This window comes from Janthinobacterium sp. GW460-12-1-14-LB5, assembly GCF_059423585.1.
This window is the reverse complement of sequence record NZ_JBWKYD010000002.1, coordinates 192536-213384: the sequence shown is the minus strand read 5'-3', so window position 1 is coordinate 213384 and position 20849 is coordinate 192536. Positions and strand designations below refer to the sequence as shown.

At 64.7% G+C, this 20849-nt stretch carries 17 protein-coding genes; 6 read left to right on the top strand and 11 right to left on the bottom strand.

The annotated features are described in order from the left end of the window. Positions 1–6: 6 nt before the first annotated feature. The 5 genes from mdcE to mdcA are packed head-to-tail and all read right to left on the bottom strand — an operon-like array spanning position 7 to position 4522. A complete protein-coding gene (gene mdcE / locus AC07X6_RS02660; protein WP_494790017.1) occupies positions 7–819 on the bottom strand; it encodes a biotin-independent malonate decarboxylase subunit gamma in 813 nt (270 codons plus the stop codon). Then, on the bottom strand, positions 816–1670 hold the full coding sequence (locus tag AC07X6_RS02655; RefSeq protein WP_494790016.1) for a biotin-independent malonate decarboxylase subunit beta: 855 nt from the start codon (positions 1668–1670) through the stop codon (positions 816–818). The genes mdcE and AC07X6_RS02655 overlap by 4 nt, the downstream gene beginning before the upstream one ends. Next, positions 1667–1975 (bottom strand): malonate decarboxylase subunit delta, encoded by a 309-nt coding sequence (locus tag AC07X6_RS02650; RefSeq protein ID WP_494790015.1) that lies wholly within the window; start codon positions 1973–1975, stop codon positions 1667–1669. The genes AC07X6_RS02655 and AC07X6_RS02650 overlap by 4 nt, the downstream gene beginning before the upstream one ends. Beyond that, on the bottom strand, positions 1962–2849 hold the full coding sequence (locus AC07X6_RS02645) for a triphosphoribosyl-dephospho-CoA synthase (RefSeq protein WP_494790014.1): 888 nt from the start codon (positions 2847–2849) through the stop codon (positions 1962–1964). Before AC07X6_RS02645 ends, AC07X6_RS02650 begins: the two co-directional genes overlap by 14 nt. Further along, positions 2849–4522 carry a malonate decarboxylase subunit alpha gene (mdcA, locus tag AC07X6_RS02640; RefSeq protein WP_494790013.1) on the bottom strand — a complete coding sequence of 558 codons (1674 nt, stop codon included), beginning with the start codon at positions 4520–4522 and terminating at the stop codon, positions 2849–2851. Before mdcA ends, AC07X6_RS02645 begins: the two co-directional genes overlap by 1 nt. Positions 4523–4641: 119 nt before the next feature. On the opposite strand from mdcA, the gene AC07X6_RS02635 reads away from it, so the two are divergent. Together AC07X6_RS02635 and AC07X6_RS02630 are read left to right on the top strand one after the other, a co-directional pair. Beyond that, positions 4642–5577, top strand: coding sequence for a LysR family transcriptional regulator (locus AC07X6_RS02635; protein ID WP_494790012.1), 936 nt, complete (start codon positions 4642–4644; stop codon positions 5575–5577). Between the two features lie 179 nt (positions 5578–5756). Then, positions 5757–6626, top strand: coding sequence for a hypothetical protein (locus AC07X6_RS02630; RefSeq protein WP_494790011.1), 870 nt, complete (start codon positions 5757–5759; stop codon positions 6624–6626). A 23-nt stretch (positions 6627–6649) separates the two neighbouring features. On the opposite strand, the gene AC07X6_RS02625 is transcribed toward AC07X6_RS02630, so the two are convergent. Genes AC07X6_RS02625 through AC07X6_RS02615 form a run of 3 tightly spaced genes read right to left on the bottom strand, consistent with a single transcriptional unit; the run spans position 6650 to position 11526 of the window. Continuing rightward, positions 6650–8470: a glycoside hydrolase family 15 protein gene (locus AC07X6_RS02625; RefSeq protein ID WP_494790010.1), complete on the bottom strand. Its 1821-nt coding sequence runs from the start codon at positions 8468–8470 to the stop codon at positions 6650–6652. Between the two features lie 3 nt (positions 8471–8473). Next, positions 8474–9238, bottom strand: coding sequence for a trehalose-phosphatase (otsB, locus tag AC07X6_RS02620; protein ID WP_494790009.1), 765 nt, complete (start codon positions 9236–9238; stop codon positions 8474–8476). Next, positions 9238–11526: an alpha,alpha-trehalose-phosphate synthase (UDP-forming) gene (locus AC07X6_RS02615; RefSeq protein WP_494790008.1), complete on the bottom strand. Its 2289-nt coding sequence runs from the start codon at positions 11524–11526 to the stop codon at positions 9238–9240. Before AC07X6_RS02615 ends, otsB begins: the two co-directional genes overlap by 1 nt. 238 nt (positions 11527–11764) lie before the next feature. Between AC07X6_RS02615 and AC07X6_RS02610 the strand changes: the two genes are divergently transcribed. From AC07X6_RS02610 to AC07X6_RS02600, 3 genes are all read left to right on the top strand, one after another. Beyond that, positions 11765–12880, top strand: a complete 1116-nt coding sequence (locus AC07X6_RS02610) for a mechanosensitive ion channel family protein (RefSeq protein WP_494790007.1) — start codon at positions 11765–11767, stop codon at positions 12878–12880. 50 nt (positions 12881–12930) lie between these two features. Then, a complete protein-coding gene (locus tag AC07X6_RS02605; RefSeq protein ID WP_494790006.1) occupies positions 12931–14226 on the top strand; it encodes a cation:proton antiporter in 1296 nt (431 codons plus the stop codon). 109 nt (positions 14227–14335) lie between these two features. Further along, positions 14336–15526: a serine hydrolase domain-containing protein gene (locus tag AC07X6_RS02600; RefSeq protein WP_494790005.1), complete on the top strand. Its 1191-nt coding sequence runs from the start codon at positions 14336–14338 to the stop codon at positions 15524–15526. Here the strand turns inward: AC07X6_RS02600 and AC07X6_RS02595 are convergent. Both AC07X6_RS02595 and AC07X6_RS02590 read right to left on the bottom strand, forming a co-directional pair. Further along, positions 15523–15906 carry a YkvA family protein gene (locus AC07X6_RS02595; protein WP_230538205.1) on the bottom strand — a complete coding sequence of 128 codons (384 nt, stop codon included), beginning with the start codon at positions 15904–15906 and terminating at the stop codon, positions 15523–15525. The genes AC07X6_RS02600 and AC07X6_RS02595 overlap by 4 nt on opposite strands. Positions 15907–16061: 155 nt before the next feature. After that, positions 16062–16322: a hypothetical protein gene (locus AC07X6_RS02590; protein WP_230538206.1), complete on the bottom strand. Its 261-nt coding sequence runs from the start codon at positions 16320–16322 to the stop codon at positions 16062–16064. A 226-nt stretch (positions 16323–16548) separates the two neighbouring features. Between AC07X6_RS02590 and AC07X6_RS02585 the strand changes: the two genes are divergently transcribed. Beyond that, a complete protein-coding gene (locus AC07X6_RS02585) occupies positions 16549–19992 on the top strand; it encodes a hypothetical protein (protein ID WP_494790004.1) in 3444 nt (1147 codons plus the stop codon). Between the two features lie 27 nt (positions 19993–20019). Here the strand turns inward: AC07X6_RS02585 and AC07X6_RS02580 are convergent, their stop codons facing one another. Further along, positions 20020–20841, bottom strand: a complete 822-nt coding sequence (locus tag AC07X6_RS02580; RefSeq protein ID WP_494790003.1) for a ferritin-like domain-containing protein — start codon at positions 20839–20841, stop codon at positions 20020–20022. Positions 20842–20849 lie beyond the last annotated feature (8 nt).

Sequence of the window (20849 nt, the reverse complement as noted above, 5' to 3'; positions counted from 1 at the left end):
TTTCAGTTACCACTGCTGCGCCAGCACTTCCCTGACCCTGGCAGACGCCTGGCGCTGCGGTGCGCCCAGGCGGCTGGAAAGGTCCCTTTGCGGATCGGCGCGGATGTCGGCCAGCGCCGACTGCAGGCTGGCCGCCACCTGCGCCACATCCTCGTTTGACGGCGCGTCCGGCTGCGCCACCCGCAAGGTTTGCCACAGCAGGCCCAGGGTCGCGTAATTGGCGATGTCATAAGCCATCGGTGGAATCGTCGCGGCCAGCGCTTCGAGCGCTGCCACCGTGCGCAGGGTGATGCGCGCGGCCGATGCCTTGCCCATCGCATGCACCATCACTTGCGGATCGTCGAGCGCAATCAGGCGGTTGGCCTGGTAGCCATGCGCGAGAAAGGCGCCCGACATGGCCTTGCCGACGATCAGGCCGATCACGGGATGACCGGCCAGGCGCGCTTCGGCATACGCCCCCGCCGCGCCGGCCAGCGCCTGGTGGATGCCGTACGCCTCTTCGCGCCGGCCATACGCCTGGCTGGCCACGTCGATGACGGCGACGATGGGACGTTTCACGGCCTGCGCCTGGTCTGCGAGAACCACTTGCCGCACGGCGCGCGCCAGCTGCCACGCCTCGACCAGGCCGATTTCTCCCGTGCGGGCGCGCGTAAAACGGTTGTCCGGATCGGGCAGCACGGAGACATAGCGCGCCGGCTCGCCCGCCAGCGGCGCGTCGGCTACGCGCACGGATGGCGGATAGCCATCCAGCGGTGCGGTGCTGTCGGTCAGGGCCGCCAGCCAGGTGGCGCCGCGGCTGGAATTGGTGATGGCGTTCATGCTGCGGCTCCTTTGCTGTAGATCAAACGTACGGCTTCCGGCGTGGCTTGCGGGCCGGCGTCCACTTGCGCCAGGCGGGCGAGAAAACCGTCTGCCTGGCTGCTGCGGTGCCGGCCCGGCACGCCGCGCGCGAACAGTTCGGCCACCGTGGCGCGCATCTGCGCCGTGTCGTCCGCCACATAGGCGTCGGCCAGGCCGCTGTGAAAGCGCTGTTCGCCGCCCGTCAGGCTCCATATAAATGGCTTGTTGCGCGAGTCGAATTCGTCCACGCCCGCCTCCTGCTCGATCACGGCGGGGCCATTGAGACCCAGTCGCGCCTCGCGCGTCACGACAACATAGCTGCACAAGCCCGCCGCAATCGACATGCCGCCGTAGCAGCCGACGGTGCCGGCCGTGATGCCGATCACGGGCTGGTAGCGGCGCAGGTCGACGATGGCGGCATGGATGTCGGCGATGGCAGCGAGGCCCAGGTTGGCTTCCTGCAGCCGGACGCCGCCCGTCTCGAACAGGATCACGGCGCGCGTCGGCACGCCCTGGCGGTTGTCGCGCGCCGCCAGTTCCAGCGCGCCGGCGATCTTCGCGCCGCCCACTTCGCCCATGCTGCCGCCCTGGTAGGCGCCTTCGATGGCCAGCACCACGGCCGGCTGGCCGTCGAACAGGCCCTTGGCCACCACCACGCCGTCATCCGCCTGGGCCGTGACGCCTTGCTGCGGCAGCCACGGCGACGCGATGCCGCAGAACGGGTCGAGCAGTTCGCGCATGCTGCCCGCATCCAGCAAGGCGCGCGCGCGGCTCCGGGCACCGCGTTCGATGAAGCTGTCGCGCTCCAGCAGTTCCGTCAATGTACTCATGCCGCCCTCCCCGCTTGCAATTCTTCGTAGGCTTGCTCGATGCGCATGCGCACCACGCCCGGCGTGGCGCCGCAGTCGTTGATGACGATGCGCGCCGCCGGCAGCGGCTCGCCGCCGAACACGCGCAGCAACAGCGCATCCCAGACGGCGCCCTTGCCGTCGACGGAGGTGTTGACGACGATGCGGGTCACGCCATCTTCGCCGGGCTGCAGCAGCACTTCCAGGTCGCCCGAACCGACGACGCCGGCCAGCGCGCGCCCCGATGCCGGCTGCCCGGCGGGGAATGTGTAGTCACGCGTTTCCATGCGCTTCTCCTTCTTGTAATCTGTCCAGGAACAGGGTCGCCGCCAGCAAGTCCGCCGCGCCGCCCGGCGACACGCCGCGCGCCAGCGCCGCCGCTTCCAGCGCCAGCAGCGCCTTGGCGCCATCTGCCGTGGCCGCGCCGCCGGCGGCCAGCACCCGTGCCGCCCCCGCCTGCAGTGCCAGCAAGGCCGTCTCGCCGCCGCGCGACAGCACGCAGGTGTCGTCCAGCTGGCTGATAATCGCCAGCAAGGCATTCAGGCGCGCCGTCGTCTCGTTGTCGCCGCGCGCCCGCGACGCGTGCAGCTGCGCCAGACCCGCCCCCGTCACGAGGGGAAAACCGGCCCGGGCCTGGCCCCGCGCGCCGTCCACCTGGTACTGGCGGCACGCCAGCTCGCCCTTGTTGCCGGTGACGGCAGGCGCGCCCCGGTCGTGCAAACGGGCCAGCGCGCCGGCCCGCGCCGCCACGGCTTGCGGCGCCAGCGAGGCCAGCGACGCTCCGCGCGCGCCCAGCTGCGCCGCCGCTGTCACCAGGAGGCCCAGGGCCCAGATGGCGCCCCGGTGCGTGTTCACGCCGCCCGTGGCTGCCAGCATCAGCGCCTCGCCGTCGCGGCCGAGGGCGCCGATGCGCTGGCGCAGCAGGTCGTCATCGCCGCTTTCCCAGCCTGCCTGCGCCATGGCGGCAAACACGGGCTGCAGCACGCAGGCCGAGTGGCACATCAGGGCCCAGTTCAAGTCCGTGTGGGCGCCGCGGCTGCGCAAATCGACCAGGCCCGGTTTCGGCGTCAGGGTCACTTCATCGAGCAGCGCCTGCAGCACCTGCCGACCCAGCGTTGCCGAACGTTCCCGCACCGGCGTCATTGTCATCATTGTGCTCATTACCAGCTCCTGAATTTGGCGGGGGGTTGATACAGGCCGTCCGACCACTCGACCAGGTCGGCGATGCTTTTCGCGGCCAGCAGCGAGCGGTTCGCCGCGCCGCGCTGCACGCCGATATCCTCGGGCAGCGCGATCAGGCCGCCGGCGCGCAATTTCGCCGTCGTCTTCGGGTCGTGGCGCAGGCCGATGGGCGTCACGCCAGCGACGGCCGCCAGCATGGCCTTGCGCTCGTCCAGCGAACGGGCCTTGTACAGGTAGGCGATGCCCTCTTCCGTCAGCACATGGGTGACGTCGTCGCCATAGATCATCACGGGCGCCAGCGGCATGCCGCTGGCCTGGCCCACGGCCACGGCGTCGAGCGATTCGACGATGGTCGGCTGGCCGCCATCCTGGAACGTCTCGACCATCTGCACCACCAGCTTCTTGCCGCGCGCCAGCGGGTCGTCCGTCTCGATCAGGTCCAGCCAGGCCGGCGTCGGGTGGCGCCGCCCGTGCGGGTCGTGGCCCATATTGGGCGCGCCGCCGAAACCGGCCAGCCGGCCGTTGGTGACGGTGGACGAGTTGCCCAGGCCATCCATCTGCAAAGTCGCGCCGATGAACAGGTCGACCGCGTACTGGCCCGCCAGCTGGCACAGGGCGCGGTTCGAGCGCATGGAACCGTCGCGGCCCGTGAAGAAGACGTCGGGCCGGGCGGCCGCATAGCCTTCCATGCCCAGCTCCGCGCCGAAGCAGTGCACGCTCTCGACCCAGCCCGTCTCGATGGCCGGGATCAGGGTGGGATGGGGGTTGAGCACCCAGTTGCGGCAAATCTTGCCCTTCAAGCCCAGCTGCTCGCCATACGTGGGCAGAATCAACTCGATGGCGGCCGTATTGAAGCCGATGCCGTGATTGAGCGACTGCACCTGGTGTTTTTCATACACGCCGCGGATCGCCATCATGGCCATCAGCACGTGCACGGGCTTGATCACGCGCGGATCGCGGGTAAACAAAGGCTCGATGAAGAACGGTTTATCGGACTGCACCACGAAATCGATCCACGAGCCGGGCACGTCGACCCGGGGCAAGTCGCTGACGTCGTCCACGATCTGGTTCACCTGGGCGATGACGATGCCGTCGCGGAAGGCGGCCGATTCGACCAGGGTGGGCGTGTCCTCCGTGCTGGGGCCCGTGTACAGATTGCCCTGGCGGTCGGCCATGTAGCCGGCCACCATGACGACGTTGGGTGTCAGGTCGACGAACAGGCGCGCATACAGCTCGATATACGTGTGGATGGCGCCCACTTCCAGCAAGCCATCCTGCAGGAACTGGGCGATGCGCAGGCTTTGCGTGCCGGCGAACGAGAAATCGAGCTTGCGGGCGATGCCCCGTTCGAACAGGTCCAGGTGCTCGGGCAGGCTGACGCTGGGCATGATCAGGTGCAGATGGTGGATCTTGTCAGGGTTGACCTGGGTCAACATCCGGGCGAGGAAATCGGCTTGCTTCTGGTTATTGCCTTCAAGAACGACGCGGTCGCCCGGCGCGAGCAGCGCTTCGAGCACGGCGACCATGTCGCCCGGTTGCAGCACGGGGCCGTTCGCGTACTGGCGCACGGCGGCGAGGCGGCGGCGTTTCTCGGTGCGCCGCGTGTCCCATTGTTTTTGCCGCTGCGCTGGCACTGCTGTGGCGGTTGACATCATGCCTCCGGAATGAGCTATCGAATCCAGACGATAGAACGAAAGCGCCAGCGCGACAATCAATCTGCTAGCATGTTCATTACCTTGAAGTTAATGAACTCCCTTGAAAGAGGCTAGTCATGGCCATCAACGAAGAAATTACCCTGAAAAAGCTGGAAGTGTTTCTCAGCTTTATGGAATTGAACAACCTGGCGCGGGTGGCCGATGCGCTGGGCCAGAGCACGGTCAGCGTGCACCGCGCCCTGCACTCGCTGGAAGACGGCTTGCGCTGCCCCCTGTTCAAGCGCGAGGGCCGCAGCCTGATCCCGCTGCATACGGCCTACACCTTTGCCGAATCGGCGCGGCGCGCGCTGGCCGAATGCGAGGAAGGCGTGCGCAAGGTGCGCGAAATGTCGGGCATCAATCCCGTGCGGCTGAAGATCGGCTCGCTGTACTCACTGACCCTGCACTGCATCCCGCAGCTGGTGATCGCCCTGAAGCTGCGCCGGCCGGGCCTGGACATCGACCTGACCCTGGGCTCGAACCGCGACCTGCTGCAAAGCCTGGCCGACGGCCGCCTGGACGCCATCATCATCGGCGTGCAGGAAGACGAACAGCATGCGGGGCTGGTGGCCGTGCCCCTGTTCCAGGACGACATCTACCTGGCCGCGCCGCTGGCCTCGCCCTATGCCGGGGCCGCTTCCGTGGACTTGCAGGCGTTGCGCGACGACAAATTCGTCACGCTCAGCGAGGGTTTCGTCACCTCGCAAAGCTTCAACCACGCCTTCGACCTGGCGGGATTCGTGCCGGACACGGCGATGCGCGTGGGAGACATCTTCTCCCTGATCAACCTGGTCAGCGGCGGCATCGGCTACAGCCTGCTGCCCGGCCGCGTGCGCGCCTTCAGCTCGCGCATCGAACTGCTACCGCTCGACGCGCGCTACGGCTCGCACCAGCAAATCACCCTGCTGATGCTGAGCAGCCGCGAGCGCGACCCGAATTTGCTAGCGCTGGCGGCGGAGTGCAGGTTGTATGGGCGTGGCGAAAAGTATACAAGTGGAAGCGAAAAAAAATAGTTTTCCGGTCAAATTTTTCAATAAAGTGAAAAATTTCATATTTAGCCAAAGCAACACAACTATAAATAGTAAAATTCACTTGACTATTTCAAAAAAGCAAATTAATGTTTTGTTTTTTCAAGAACAATGAAAATAAGCTCTACACCATAAAATAATTGGAATTATCAAACTAAATTAATATGACTCTAAAAGAAAAAATAAATAAAGCATGGAAAATATATGGCGATTGGGGCCTTCCATTTCGTCTAATTATAGGCGCTTGCGTGACGCTGGTCGCCGGTACTGGACTCGGTTTTTTTGCAGAATATGCCGCATACAGTTGGGCAATATATTATGGTGTACGCCCTCCACTTGAAGGAATTCCATATTTGAAATTAGCAGTAACTGGATTAACAGTATTTATATTGCTAGGCGGGGCAATTACCTTTGTAGCAATAGAATTTTTTGCCAACAGAATCCTTCAATGGGCAGAATTGCAACTTGAAAGTTTAAGCATAACAGGCAAAATAGAAAAGGTGACTAAGGGTGGCAGAGAGCTATATCAGAAAGTTTCATTAGTTACAGCTTTAGCTGTTTCATTAGCCATTGCAATAGCAGTTCCATTAATAATTTACAGCATAGGAATTTTAGATAACGACAGCAATAAAAACCAGCAACTTATTTTAGCAGGAATTTTCTCTTTCGTAGTCATGCTATTACTATGGGACAAAAGAGTTCCCAGAATATTAGCTCTTTCGGGCGTAACTGCATTTATCATTATAATTCCATTTTCATTTTTCAACGTTAATGTTTACAATTACATTTTAAGGGAATTAGGCTACGGCGGAGGATTGCCTGTTCAAATAACCATTATTGGCGAGGCAACTGAAAATTCACAACGAACTAATCTGGACGCTTACTTAATGCTGAGAACAACGACCTCCATTTTAATTTACGAATCGCCCGCTGAAAGAATTCGTGAAATTCCATTAAGCCAAATATTGTTCCTTGATCACAAAGCCATACCCATAGAAAAAAGAACGCCAAAATTACCAAATCCTAAAAATTAAAGTATTTTTCTTATGGAAAACACCTAAACCGCACTATCCCACGGCGCCGACAACCTCACCGCGCAATTGATGAGGCCCACCATCGAGTAAGTCTGCGGAAAGTTCCCCCACATCTCTCCCGTCACGGGGTGCGTGTCTTCCGACAGCAGGCCCAGGTGGTTGCGCGCCAGCAGCATGGTTTCGAAGATTTTGCGCGCTTCGTCCTTCCTGCCGATGCGCGCCAGGGCGTCGATGCGCCAGAAGGTGCAGATGTTGAAGGCTGTTTCCGGTTTGCCGAAGTCGTCGGGCGCTTCGTAGCGGCGCATGTAGGGGCCGTCGCACAGCGATGCTTCCAGCGCGTCGACGGTGGCGATGAAACGGGGGTCCATGGGGTCGATGAAGTTGACTTCCGCCATCAGCAGGACGGAGGCGTCGAGGTCGCGCCCGCCCAGGCTTTCGGCGAAGGCCTGGCGTTCCTCGCTCCACGCTTCGCGCAGCAGCCGTTCGCGGATCAGCACGGCGCGGCTGTTCCAGTGGTCGGCCCGGTCGTCCAAGCCCAGCTTGTGCGCGACCTTGGCCAGGCGGTCGCAGGCGGCCCAGCTCATCAGCATGGACGAGGTGTGGACCCTGGCGCGCGTGCGCAGCTCCCACATGCCCGCGTCCGGCTCCGCATGCAGCCGGAATGCCTGGTCGCCCACGGCTTCCAGCGCGGCAAACTCGGCCTTGCCGGCGCGGTGGAACAATCGGTGGTCGAGGAAGGCCTGTGCCGCCCCTAATACAATGTTGCCGTAGACATCGTGCTGGAAGTGTTCCTGCGCCTGGTTGCCCACGCGCACGGGGCCGTTGCCCCGGTAGCCGGGCAAGTGGTCGAGTATCGATTCGGGCAACTGCTCTTCCAGGCCGATGCCGTACAGGGGCTGGATGTGGCCGCCTTTCGAGCGGGCGACGATATTCGTCAGCCAGCGCAGATATTCTTCCATCGTGCCCACTTCGGACAGGCTGTTCAATGCCCGCACGACGAAGAAGGCGTCGCGCAGCCAGCAATAACGGTAATCCCAGTTGCGGCTGCTGCCCGGCGCTTCCGGAATACTGGTGGTCATGGCGGCGATGATGGCGCCCGTGTCTTCATATAAAGACAGTTTCAAGGTGATGGCGGCGCGGATGACCACGTCCTGCCATTCCAGCGGCACGGCCAGGCGGCGCGTGTAGGTGCGCCAGTAGTTGATGGTTTCCTTTTCGAAGATGCGCGCCGTCTCGTCGATGCCGCCGGCCAGGGTTTCATCGGGGCCCAGCAGGAAGTTGGCCGTGCCGCCCAGCACGAAATACGTTTCGCTCAGTACATAGTTGAGCGACACATCGGTGTTCAGGCGCAAGGTCTGTTCCGGTCCCACGTAGCGGATGTGGTGGCTGCCCTGCGTGATCTGCGGCGCCAGCCGGCCCCAGTCGTAGCGGGGGCGCAGACGCACGCGGATGCGCACGGCATGGTCGAGCGGCCGGACGCGGCGGATCAGCATCAGCGGGCGGAACATGCGGTCGCGGCTGAGGAATCGGGGCGCGAAATCCGTGATTTCCACGCCGCGCCCCTGCGTGTCGTACAGGCGCGTGCGCAGTACGGCCGTGTTCGGTTCATAGACTTGCTCGCTGCGCGCAAAGTTTTCGATGTCGATGGCCCACACGCTGCCGTTTTCCGTGTCGTCCAGCAAACGGTTGAAGACGGGATCGCCGTCGAATCGGGGCAGGCAGGACCAGACGACCTGCCCGGCCTGGTCGATCAGCGCGTTGAAGGCGCAATTGCCCACCACGCCGCAGTTCAAGGACGCTTGCGCGGACGGTGGGCTGGCGGGGGTGTCATGCGATGTCGTCATGGGCTACTCCTTCGATGTCGGGGATACGGACGCGGCCAGCAGCGCGGCGCGCAAGGCGCCGGGGCTGGCCAGGCGCAGGGTGGCGGCGCTGGGGCCGCTGCCCACCTTGACGCCCTGCCCGCCTGCTTGTTGTACAAAGGCAAAGCCTGCCTCGTCGGTGGTGTCGTCGCCCGCGAACACGGGCCGGCGGCCGGCAAACGGGATTTCGCGCAGGAAGGCGGCGATGGCGCCGCCCTTGTCGGTGGCGACCGGCTTGGCTTCCAGGACCATTTTGCCATGCAAGAGCAATACCCCCGGGCACGCTTGCACGGCGGCGGTCATTTCCTGCAGGCATAACGGTTCTAGCTCGGGCGCCAGGCGGTAATGCAGGGCCACGGCGCCCCGCTTCTGCTCCACCAGCAAACCGGGGTGAATCGCCGCCAGCGCCTGCGCGCACGCCAGTACGGGGGAGACATCGGGCGTGGCCGCCACGTGCAACTGGCCATCGGCGCCGCGCCGCTCCACGCCGTGCACGCCGGCAACAGGCAAGACCAGGGGCGCCAGCATGGCGTCGATCTGCGCCACGGGACGGCCGGAAATGAGGGCCAGCGCGCCGCCATGGCGCTCGGCCAGCAGCGCCAGCGCTTCGATGACGCCGGGCGCCACGCGCACGCCGTCGGGCGTGGGCGCCAGGTCGACCAGGGTGCCGTCGAAGTCGAGGAAGACGGCTGTGCCGGGCGCACTCAGCAGCTGCAACAGGGCGGCGCTATCGTCACGGAGATCGGCCATCACATCCCCTTGCGCCGCTTGATGCGGCTGTGGGCGTCGATCTTGGTCATGACCTTGTCGCGCTGGCGCAAGCGGGCCGCGTCCAGCAGCATGCGACCGGCCCAGCGGTACACATTGAAATGTTTGACTCTGGCCCGCATGCTCTTCATGCGCTCGCGCTGTTCCACGGGCGGCATCACGAGGCCACGGTACAGGGCGTCGGCGCCCTGCTCGATGTGGTACGGATTGATGATCAGCGCCTCATGCAGTTCGCGCGCCGCGCCGGTGAATTGACTTAAAACAAGTACGCCCAGTTCGTCGTCGCGCGCGGCGATGAATTCCTTGGCCACCAGATTCATGCCGTCATGCAAGCTTGTCACCATGCACACTTCCGAGGCGCGGAAATAGCGCTGCAAATCGTCCTGGCCGTGATGCTCGGCTTTCAGCAGGATGGGCACGTAGTCGCCGCTGCCGAAGCGGCGGTTGATGCGTTCGACCATCTTGCGCACCCGAGCATCAAAACTTTGATATTCGTCAAGCGAAGCGCGGCTGGGGGCGGCGATCTGCACGAACGTGAAATTGCCGACCATGCCGGGCTGCAATTCGAACATGCGCTCGACGGCCTGGAAGCGCTCGACGATGCCTTTCGTGTAATCGAGGCGGTCGACGCCGATACCCAGCAAGTGGTCGGGCGCCACGCCCAGTTCGGCACGGATCTGTGCGCGGCACGTGGCCACGTCGGGTTGCGCCGGATCATCCTCGGGCCAGGCGATCGAGATCGGGTAATCTTCGACCTGCGTCATCTCGCCGCCATACGAAATGGTCGATGCTTCCGGCTCGATGCGGGTTTCCAGGTAGCGGTCCACCGTTTCGAGGAAGTTCTTGCGGTGGAATGGCGTATGGAAGCCGAGGATGGTGCTGCCCAGCAAGCCGTCGAGGATTTCCTCGCGCCATGGGCAAATGCCGAACGATTCCGAGTTCGGCCATGGGATATGCCAGAAAGTAATAATCGTCGCCTTCGGCAAGGCTTCGCGCACCATGCGCGGCAGCAAGGCAAAGTGATAGTCCTGCACCAGCACGACGGGGTTGTCCGTCTTCGCCTCGGCGATCACGGCATCGGCGAAGCGGCGGTTGACTTTAACGTACTGCTCCCAGTCGGACGAGCGGAACACGGGGCGCACGTGGGCGATATGGCACAGCGGCCACATGCCTTCATTGGCAAAGCCATAATAGTATCCCTGCTCTTCCTCTTGCGTCAGCCACACGCGGCGCAAGGTATAGCTGGGATTGTCGGGCGGCACGGGCACGTGGTCGAGCTTGTCGACCGTCTCGCGGTCGGCGGAACCGGCGCCATGCGCGATCCACGTGCCGGAACACGCCCGCATCACGGCTTCCACGGCCGTCACCAGGCCGCTGGCCGGGCGCTGCACGACGATCCCGCTCTCTGTTTTGGTGTGGATATACGGTTCGCGGTTCGACACAACCAGCACCTGGTCGCCCTGCAAGTCCGCTTCCAGCAAGGCGCGCAGCTTGTCCGGCGTCCAGTCGGACGACCAGCCGTTGTCGCCCTGGCGTTCCAGGTGGTATTCCTGCAGCAATTCGCGCAAGTCGCCGATCAGCGGCTGCATTTCCGGCGGCGGCGCGGGCGCGGCGGCGGGCGCCGTGGCGGCGGCCACCGTGCCATTGCTTTTCGGCAGTAACTCGCCCCGCAAGATCTCCTTGACGGCCGTCAACCAGCCGCGCCAGCTCAGGTGGGCCACGAACACGGTCATCAGGGAAATCAGCACGGCCAGCACGGCCAGGAAGGCAAAGATGAAACGCTTGGTATCCGTATTGCGGCGCTCGACAAAGCTCATGTCCTGCACCAGCACCAGACGGCCCAGCTGGGACGCATCCTGCATGACGGGGGTTTCGCTCAGGTGAACTTGCCCTTGCGGCAATTGCGCGAGCGACTTGTACAAGCCGCCCGTCGAAGGCGTGCTCCAGCAGCCGATGGAGGCCGGGTATTGCGCGGACTGGTACAGCAAGTGGCCTGCGTTGTCGCAAAAGCCGATGGCGATCAGCCGTTCGTCGCGCGTGGCGCCCTGGAACAGTTCACTGATGCGCGTGGCATCCTGCGCGGGCAGGTATTCGGTGAGCGAGGGGCGGAGGGTTCCAGCGAGCAATTCGGCCCGGCTGTCGAGGTCGCGCACATACCAGCGCAGGGTAATATTGTCCAACAGGGGCACAACGATATAGGCAAACAGCCCCAGCATGAGGGCCAGCGGCAGGATGAAGCGCAAGGACATTCGCAGTGATCGTACTATCATCGGTTTCCTTTGCAAAAACAAAAAGCATGGCAAGTATGACTATGTTTCCAATGCGGCGACGCCCGCTTGCTTTCCGTATTGAAACGTCAACGTGGCATGGCGCAGCGCAGCAATTTCTTCCAGTATCCACCTTGACGCAGGTCTTATCCGTACGGCAACGCACGCCCCCGTTACGCCATCTGCCCGTAAAATACCGCTTCCGACATCCATTTCACTTATCAATAAGGAGTTTTCGCCTATGGATCTCAGCACGTTTCACTCGCTGATGGGAGGCCCGCTGCGCTCGGCGCTGACCGTGCTCGTTTCCGCCCTGCTCGTCACCCTCGTCGCCATCGGCGTGCACCGGGCCGGCATCGGCTTGCTGAAAAGATTGGCCCAGGGCCACGCACTGGCCAGCAACGTGGCGCGCGTGGCCTTCCGCGCCAGCCAGCTGTGCCTGATCGTCTTCGGCCTGCGCATGGTGCTGGCCAGCGCGCCCGACGATACGCCGGGCCTGGTCGCCATGTCGCACCTGGCCAGCGTGGCGCTGATCATCGCGCTGACCTGGCTGGCCATGCAATGCATTCAGGCACTGTCCATCACGATTTCCGAAATCAACCCCGTCGACGCGGCCGACAACCTGCGCGCGCGGCGCCGGATCACCCAGGCCCGCGTGCTCACGCGCAGCGCGCACGCCATCGTCGTCCTCCTGGGCGTGTCCTTCGTACTGCTGACCTTGCCCGGCGCAAGACAGATCGGCGCCAGCCTGCTGGCCTCGGCCGGCGTGGCGGGCCTGGTGGCAGGTATTGCCGCCCGGCCCGTGCTCGGCAATTTCATTGCAGGGCTGCAAATTGCGTTTTCTCAACCCATCCGCATCGATGACGTGCTGATCGTCAATGGCGAATGGGGCACGGTCGAGGAAATCAAGGGCACCTATGTCGTCGTGCGCGTGTGGGATGAACGCCGGCTGATCGTGCCGCTGCAGTGGTTCATCGAAAATCCGTTCGAGAACTGGACGCATACCTCCTCGGAGATCCTGGGCACGGTGTTCCTGTGGCTCGATTTCAGCATCCCGATCGAGCCGCTGCGGGCCGAACTGACGCGCATCTGCGCATCGGCCAAGCAATGGGACGGCCGGGTCTGCACCGTGCAGGCGACGGATTCGAACGAGCGGGCCGTGCGCGTGCGCTTCCTCATCAGCGCGGTGGATTCGGGCACGGCGTTTGAATTGCGCTGCCTCGTGCGCGAACAGATGCTGGCCTTTATCACGGCCAATTATCCGCACGGCCTGCCCCGCCTGCGCTCCACGCACGACCCGATCGAGCTGCACGCGATGCAGGCGCAAAACGATACGGTACAGTTGCACAAGGCGTAAAACAAGCTGCGGCGCGCTGCCCCGGCCCATGCGCCGCTAAAATAGGGAGCATGAGCACCACCGCCTGGTTCATCCTGATCGGTTGCCTGATGCTGGCGCGCGGCCTGGGCGCCGACGGCATCGCGCGCCTGCCATTGACTTCGGCCATGGCTTACCTGGGCGTGGGCCTGCTGCTGGGGCCCATGTTCCTCGGCCTGTTCTCGTTTGACCTGCTGCAGCAGGCGCCCCTGCTGGAAACCCTGACGGAAATCGCCGTCCTCATCTCCCTGTTTTCCGCCGGCGTCAAGATGCCCGTGCCCTTCAGCCTGGCGCGCTGGCTGCCATCGCTGCGCCTGGCGTGGCTGTCGATGGCCATTTCCGTGGCCCTGGTGGCCGCCTTCGCGTGCCTGGTGCTGGGCATGCCCTTGGGCGCGGGCGTGCTGCTGGGCGCCATCCTCGCGCCCACCGACCCCGTGCTGGCCACCGACGTGCAGCTGCGCCATGCGGGCGACAGCGAACAATTGCGCTTCATGCTCACCAGCGAGGCGGGCATGAACGATGGCAGCGGCTTTCCTTTCGTCATGCTGGGCCTGGGCTTGCTGGGCCTGCATGAGCTGGGGCCGCACGGCGCCACATGGCTGTGGCGCGATTTATGCTGGGCCAGCGCGGGCGCCATCGCCCTGGGCGTGGCCGGCGGCGCGCTGCTGGCATGGCTGGGCTGGCAGGTGCGCGCCAAGGAGCCGAAACACGCCATGCTGGACGACCTGGCGGCCCTGGGCCTGATCGCCCTCGTGTATGGCCTGACTACCTGGCTGCACGCGTGGGGTTTCCTGGCCGTGTTCTTTGCCGGCGTCGCCTTGCGCCAGACGGAATTGCGCCTGGCCGGCGCGCCGAAAGACCGGCAAGGCTTGCTGCAGGCGGAGGAAACGCATGCCGTGTCCGCCGCCAGGCCGCACGACGGCGAGGTGACGCTGACCGTCAGCGGCGAATCCCTCGTCTTCAAGGAACACCTGGAACGCCTGTCCGAACTGACGCTGGTGCTGTTGCTGGGCGGCACCGTCACGGCCGCCGCCTGGAGCTGGCAGGCATGGAGCGTGGCGCTGTTCCTGCTGCTGGTGGCGCGTCCGGCCAGCGTGATGCTCGGCTTGCTGGCCTCGGGCACCAGCGTGCGCCTGCGCGGGCTGGCCGCCTGGTTTGGCGTGCGCGGCATCGGCTCGCTGTATTACCTCGGCTATGCGATCGCGCATGGCTTGCCGCGCGGCCTGGCGCGCGAACTGGCCGACATCACCCTCGTCGTCGTCATCGTCTCCATCGTCGCGCACGGCCTGACGGTCAAGCCGCTGCTGGAACGCTACTGGCGAAAATGAGCGCCGGCAATCCCCCTTTGTCATTGCTACAGAGCAATGTTTTGTCAATCGCCCCTATGGCGGGCAGAAATATTGTTAAGATAATTAAAAATGGCTAAAGAAAGAATCAATGAAACGAAGAAGCGTGCTGGGACTGGGCGTCTCACTGGCCCTGCTGCAGACGGGTTGCGCCACCGATCCGGCCAGGCTGGCGTGGGAAACGGAATTTGACGGCTTCATGCGCGATGGCCTGGCCCGCACGGAAACGCCGGGCATGAGCGTGGCCGTGGTGCGCGGCGAACAGACCATCTTCGCGCGCGGCTATGGCTGGGCCGACATCGAGGCCGGCAAGAAGGCCGACGCCAACACGGTGTTCCATGTCGCCTCCGTCAGCAAGCTCGTCACGGCCACGGCCGTCATGATGCTGCTGGAACAGGGCGCCTTCCAGCTCGACGACAAGGTGGCGGCCTACCTGGACTTCCCGCTCATGCATCCAAAGTTCCCCGACGTGCCCATCACCTTTCGGCACTTGCTCAGCCACACCTCGGGCATTTCCGACGCCGTGTACGACAAGACGACAGCATTTGCCGTGCAGGGCGACCCCCGATTGCCGCTGCGCGACTTCGTCAAGGGCTATCTGTCGCGCGGCGGCGCCTGGTATGACGCGGATGTGTCGTTTGCGGCCCGGCCCGGCACGGAATGGCGCTACAGCAATGTCGGCATCGCCCTGCTCGGCTATCTGGTGGGCCGCTTGAACCCCGATGGCCTCGACGCCTTTGCGCACGAGCACTTGTTCGAGCCGCTGGGCATGGACAACACGGCGTGGAGCCTGGCCGGCTTGCCGCGGCGCGCCGTCGTGGCCCAGCCGTATGCGCACAAGGAGCCGGGCCTGCAAGTGCTGCCGCCCGTCGGCTACCCGGACTGGCCGGCCGGCCTGCTGCGCAGCTCGGCGCATGACTTTGCCCGTTTCCTGGCCATCTTCAGCAATGGCGGCCGGGTCGATGGCCACCGCTACCTGCAAGATGCCACCCTGCAATTGTTTTTTGCCCCGCAAGCGGCCCCCGTCGTGCCCGCCGACTCTTCCGTGCGCCAAGCCCTCGTGTGGCTCTTGCGCGACGTCGACGGCAAGCCGCTGGCCACGCACAGCGGCGGCGACCCGGGCGCCGCGTCCGTCGTCTGCGTCGACCGCGCCAGCAAGACGGCCGTGCTGGCCTTCGCCAACGTCAGCGCCGACAAGGAGTTTCGTTCATTCCAGAAAGAAGTCGTGCTGCGCCTGCTGGCGCATGGCGGCAGCAGCGCGCCGGCGGCCAAGAAAGGCTAGGCGCCGAACCAGCCGCGCAGTTTGTCGGCGGCCCGTTCCTTGACGTCGGCCGTGATGTAGGTGGCGACCGTGGCGACGGCTGCCGCCAGCACGGCCAGGTCGTCCGCATAGCCGACCACGGGCGTGATGTCGGGAATCGCATCGATGGGCGAGATAAAATAGCCGAGCGCGCCATAGATGGCCGTCTTGGCCCACAGCGGGGTATTCGGCTGCTGCGCCGCGTAGTACAGCCACAGGGCTTTCTCGATGACTTCGCGCCCCGCCGTCCTGGCGAACTTGACGACCTTGTCCCAGAAACTGTCATCCGTGTATTTCTTTTCATACTGCTTGTCGGCCTGGGGGGCGTGGTCTTCTTCCAGATTCTTTTTTCTGCCAAACATCTGCTGCTCCTGTCTGCCGCGCACGGCGTTACGAATGCGCACCTTAGCATAACGGCGCGCCGGGTGGGCAAGCCCGGCAGGTTCCGCACGCCAACGGCCATCTGCAGGCAACGGGCCGCGCCGCGCGCGGGCGCAGCAGCGGCTGCAGGCTGGCATCAAGCCTGGCGGCCAGGCTGGCAATGGGCGGACAACTTGAGCGCGTCGGTACTGCATACCGGCAGTGTCGCATGGCCAGCCTCGCGCGCCATCGGCGCCGGACCCGTGTCCGCTTCGACAGCGTCGCCTGCGGGCATCAGGCTGGCCGCCAGGGTCGAGCACGTGAACAGGCAGATCAGCAGGAATGGCTTGTTCACGTGAAAAGACTGGTCAGGCTTGTGCATCGCATACTCCATCGGATTGGTTGACTGTTGCAGCATGAACACGATCATCGCGTGTTTCCGCAAGGCATACAATCAGACGCTTTCGACAAGACGGGTAGGACAGCGCTGACAGGCTCATCCATAAGAAGCAGTGTCGGCAGATTTGACACCCGCCGCCAGCCTGTGCGGCAAGCCCTTGTTTAAAAAGGAAAAACCTGACGGGAACGCTTCCTGCTTCGTGATCCGCATGCGCCATGCAAAATCACCATACCAGGGAGTGCACATGAGATACCTCAAACAAGCGCTGCTCTTATGCATCATGCTATGCATGTTGCCGGCCGCACGCGCCACCAGCATCGGCTACACGGCGACGTCGCTGGGCGGCACGCAGTGGCGCTACGACTACACGGTCAGCAATACCACCTTGGCCGTGCCCATCGCCGAATTCACCTTGTTCTTCAGCGAGGGCACGTACGCCAACCTGCAGAACGTCTCCATGGCGCCCGGCTGGGATGTGCTGCTGGTGCAGCCCGATCCCGCCATTCCCGCCAGCGGCTACTTCGATGCGCTGGCCTTGCTGGGCGGCATTGCCCCCGGCGCCACGGCCACGGGCTTTTCCGTCACCTTCGATTACCTGGGCGCGGGCAGCCCCGGCGCCCAGCCGTTTTCCATTCTCGACCCCGTCTCTTTCACCGAGCTCGACGCGGGCTTCACGCAGGCGGCCGCCGTGCCCCTGCCCGCCACGCCATGGCTGCTGCTGGCCGGCGTGCTGGCCATGCTGTGCCTGCGGCGCCGGCAACTGGCCGCCGCCGCGCTGGTCCCATTGCTGGCTGCGGGCCTGTGCGCCTGCGGCGGCTCGAACGACCCGACGCAGCCGCCCACGCCGAAAGTCATGCTGGCGGCAGCGGACGGAGAGGCGGCAGCCACGCCAGAGGACGCCGGCAAGGATGCGGCGCCAGCGGCCATGGATGGCACGGATGCCGGCGTAGCCGCCGGTCCCTTTGACGTCACGTCGCTGCGCAAGACGGCGGAGCGGCGCGTCAACCGCAGGATTTACGAATACACGTTTCGCGTCAGCATCCGCAACAACGGCAGCGACACGGCAAACAATGTGCATGCCGTCCTCGCCAGTACGCCGGACGACGCCACCATCGTCGACGGCGATGTCCTGGCCGGCAGCATCGCGGCAGGAGCGACGGTCACCGCCACCGACGTCATCGTGCTGCGCATCGACCGCACGCGTCCGTTCGAAATGGGCGGCCTCGTGTGGAACGTCACGGCCGGCGACAGCGTGGCGCTCGCCCCCGTGCGGCCTGCGCAGGTGGTGGTGCTGCCGCTGGACGCCCTGGGCTTTCCGGATGGCGCCGACAGCGTCAAGGCCGCCGGCGCCATCACCGACGTGCTGCTCAAGGATGGCAGCCTGCGCTTTTCCACGCCCGGCGATACGGGCAGCGACCAGCATGCGCAATTTTTCATCAGCAAGGGTGCTACGGTCGCCATCTTCGATGTGCTGATCCAGACGGAAGTGCCGACGGCGGTGGAAACCTATGTCGAACCGCTCGACGATGGCAGCCTGCCGGCAACGCCGCCCAAGCTGGCCATCACGGGACTGGGGCCGAACAATACGCTGCAGGCCGGCGGCCTGACATTGCGCCTGAGCGGCGCACCGGCGCTGGCCCTGCAGAACGACAGCGACGGCTTCCTGGCGGCGCCCGGCGGCACGGCCGTCGCCTTGAAGCCGTTCTGGGTGTTCCATCCCGATACGGGCAGCTTCACCATCAGCGCCACGGCCATGCAGCAGTTGCTGGCAACCCTGCCCTCCGGCGCGCTCGACATGCAGCTCAACTTCGTTTCGCAGGACGGCGAATTTGCCGTCTCGTATGCCTTGACCGTCATCAAATCGAGCACCGTGCTGCTGGGGCAGATGCGCACGCCGACGGGCAGCAATGCCACGGGCCTGGCCGGCAAGAAGATCTTGCTGGCCGGCTATAACCTCCACCAGCGCCGCGTGGCCGTGATCGACGCCAAGGGCGCCTTCCGCTTCGACGGCGTCATCCCGGACACCTACCAGCTGACCCTGAACGACCTCGAACATCCGAATGCGGTCAGCATCAGCGCTGCCGTCTTTCCGAACAGCACGACGGTCAACGTCGGCATCGTCTATCCCTATGCGGCGTCGGCGGCCAAGCCAGCTGCCGGCGGCGCCTTTGTCGCCGGCACCGTCACCCAGGACGGCAGCGCGCCGCCCGCGCGCAGCGCGCAGGAAGATGCGGTCCCGCCGCCCGCTGCCACGCCGCTCAATGGCGAGGGCAGCCAGACCTTTACGGCCGCGGCGGCCGCGCAAGGCCAGACCATCAGCGTCCCCATCGCCTACACGGTGCCGCAAGGCACGAAATACGTGGGCGTGAAGATCACCGTCAGCACCGCCGAATATCCGGCGTACACGACGCAGCAAAGCCGTTTCAACGACACCTGGTCATATGCCGTGCTCGGTTTGCCCGGCGCCAACCTGGCAGCCGCCGGCGCCGTGAACCAGTCGCACTTCACGCAGGGAACCATCGTCAAGACCGATTGTATCGATGTCAGCAAGCAAACCGTGAATGGCGCCCTGGCCCTCGGCGGCGCCGTCAGCGCCACGAATATCGGCGACAGCCTGCTGCCGACCGTCACCCAGGTAGAGCTGAGCCTGGCGTGCAAGGGTTTGAAAGTCAGCAAGGCGCAATTTCTGTCACCCAACAAGGATGGCCATCCCATCTTGCAACCGATCAAGGTAGCGGGCAACTTGCCGGGCCCCTATGTTTCCGTGTCGCAAGGCGCCACCACGCCGACCCACACGGTACCGCTGGAACTGCAGTACACGCCGGCGGCGGCCACCATTACGGAAGTCAACATCGGCATATCCGCCGGCGGCGGCAACCCGTCGTTCAGCGCCGACAACCTGTTGGCCCAGGCAAACACCAAGAATCCCGGCAAGGTCAAGTTTGAGGGCCTGGTGCTGCCCACCTTTGCCGGCAACAAGATCGACAAGAAGGCCGTCGTCACCATCCGCCTCAAGGGGCAGATCGACGGCAGCGAAGCGACGTCCGATCCGGCCGAAGGGGGCCAGGTGGATTTCAAGGGCGACACGGCCTTCATCCCCTTGTACCTGGCCAACAACGAGCCGGCGCTGGCGGCGCGGCGCTACGGCGCCCGCGATGCGGGCGGCGACTCGTGGGCCACGCGCCTGACGATCGCCTGGCTGTTGAACAAGCCCTACCGCTTCGACGACATCAGCGGCCAGCATGTGACGCAAACGGCGGCGGGCCGCTCCATCCTCGGACATAGCGGCCACAGCGATGGCCAGCAGATCGACATGCGCTACGCGGACGGCGCGGGCGGCTACACGGATACGCTGGGCGGCGCCGGCAACGGCGCCAGCATCCGCAAGCTGATCAACGACGCGCAGGCCGAAGTGGCGGCCGGCCTGCCGAAAAAACCGCGACTGGCATTGCTGGTGGCGTGGATCGCGGCCAACCGGGCCATGCTGACGCTGGAAGCGGCACAGGGCGCCACGCGCGTCATCTACGTCGGCCACAGCTTCGTCAAGCTGGCCCTCGTCGACGGCCGCTTTGCCAACCCGCCCAACGCCAGGATACCCGGCGTGCCGGCCTGGGCCAAACCCGCCAAGGTGAGCATCGATCCCGCCCACCTGAGCCACTGGCACCTGAGCCTGACGGCCCATCCCTGAGCGTCCCGGCGGCGGGCATGCAGCGGCTCAGGCCGGCAAGTCGGACAATTCCAGCTCCGAAAAGCCGGCCCGGCGCCGCGCTTCCAGGTTGAACGGGCCGCGCAGGGTGGGCGCTTCGTAGCGCAGCGCCAGCTCGGCATAGGTGGCGCGCAATTCCAGGCCCCGTTGATCGCACAGATAGCCATACCAGCGGTTGCCGATCTCGACGTGCCCCACTTCATCGCGCAGGATGATGTCGAGGATGGCGGCGGCGGCCATGTCTCCCGCCTGCGCCAGCTTGGCGCGCAGGGGCGGAATCGCATCGAGGCCCCGCGCTTCCAGGGTGCGCGGCACCAGCGCCATGCGCGCCAGCACGTCGCCGCGCGTCTTGTCGACCATTTCCCACAGGCTGTCGTGGCCGGGAAAGTCGCCATACGCGTGGCCCAGCACCTGCAGGTGCGCCTGCAGCATGGCGAAGTGCGTCGCTTCCTCTTTCGCCACGCGCAGCCAGTCCGTGTAGTATTCAAAGGGCAAGTCCGGGAAACGCCACAGGGCGTCGAGCGCCAGGTTCATCGCATTGAATTCGATGTGCGCGAGCGCGTGCACCAGCATGGCGCGCCCTTCCGGCGTGATCATCGAACGCCGCCCCACGAGGCGCGGCGGCACCAGTTCCGGACGCTCGGGACGTCCCGGCACGGCGCCGGTGGGCGCCAGCGGCGCCTGCGCATCGAGAGAAAGTTGCGCCTCGGCCATGGCCGCCACCATCGCCACCTTGGTGGCCGGGTCCGGTTCCAGCAGGCAGGCCAGCGCGGTGCTGCGTAACTCGCGCAATTGCGGCGGCGCGGTCGAGGTCGATGGGGATGGCTGCATGGGCATTC

What these genes read in the sequence shown, in the direction of transcription:
- AC07X6_RS02610 (WP_494790007.1), top strand. Translation starts at nt 11,765, where the DNA reads ATGGATCTCAGCACGTTTCACTCGCTGATGGGAGGCCCGCTGCGCTCG.
- AC07X6_RS02630 (WP_494790011.1), top strand. Translation starts at nt 5,757, where the DNA reads ATGACTCTAAAAGAAAAAATAAATAAAGCATGGAAAATATATGGCGAT.
- AC07X6_RS02635 (WP_494790012.1), top strand. Translation starts at nt 4,642, where the DNA reads ATGGCCATCAACGAAGAAATTACCCTGAAAAAGCTGGAAGTGTTTCTC.
- AC07X6_RS02600 (WP_494790005.1), top strand. Translation starts at nt 14,336, where the DNA reads ATGAAACGAAGAAGCGTGCTGGGACTGGGCGTCTCACTGGCCCTGCTG.
- AC07X6_RS02645 (WP_494790014.1), bottom strand. Translation starts at nt 2,849, where the DNA reads ATGAGCACAATGATGACAATGACGCCGGTGCGGGAACGTTCGGCAACG.
- mdcE (WP_494790017.1), bottom strand. Translation starts at nt 819, where the DNA reads ATGAACGCCATCACCAATTCCAGCCGCGGCGCCACCTGGCTGGCGGCC.
- AC07X6_RS02585 (WP_494790004.1), top strand. Translation starts at nt 16,549, where the DNA reads ATGAGATACCTCAAACAAGCGCTGCTCTTATGCATCATGCTATGCATG.
- AC07X6_RS02590 (WP_230538206.1), bottom strand. Translation starts at nt 16,322, where the DNA reads ATGCTGCAACAGTCAACCAATCCGATGGAGTATGCGATGCACAAGCCT.
- AC07X6_RS02615 (WP_494790008.1), bottom strand. Translation starts at nt 11,526, where the DNA reads ATGATAGTACGATCACTGCGAATGTCCTTGCGCTTCATCCTGCCGCTG.
- otsB (WP_494790009.1), bottom strand. Translation starts at nt 9,238, where the DNA reads ATGGCCGATCTCCGTGACGATAGCGCCGCCCTGTTGCAGCTGCTGAGT.
- AC07X6_RS02625 (WP_494790010.1), bottom strand. Translation starts at nt 8,470, where the DNA reads ATGACGACATCGCATGACACCCCCGCCAGCCCACCGTCCGCGCAAGCG.
- AC07X6_RS02580 (WP_494790003.1), bottom strand. Translation starts at nt 20,841, where the DNA reads ATGCAGCCATCCCCATCGACCTCGACCGCGCCGCCGCAATTGCGCGAG.
- AC07X6_RS02595 (WP_230538205.1), bottom strand. Translation starts at nt 15,906, where the DNA reads ATGTTTGGCAGAAAAAAGAATCTGGAAGAAGACCACGCCCCCCAGGCC.
- mdcA (WP_494790013.1), bottom strand. Translation starts at nt 4,522, where the DNA reads ATGTCAACCGCCACAGCAGTGCCAGCGCAGCGGCAAAAACAATGGGAC.
- AC07X6_RS02655 (WP_494790016.1), bottom strand. Translation starts at nt 1,670, where the DNA reads ATGAGTACATTGACGGAACTGCTGGAGCGCGACAGCTTCATCGAACGC.
- AC07X6_RS02650 (WP_494790015.1), bottom strand. Translation starts at nt 1,975, where the DNA reads ATGGAAACGCGTGACTACACATTCCCCGCCGGGCAGCCGGCATCGGGG.
- AC07X6_RS02605 (WP_494790006.1), top strand. Translation starts at nt 12,931, where the DNA reads ATGAGCACCACCGCCTGGTTCATCCTGATCGGTTGCCTGATGCTGGCG.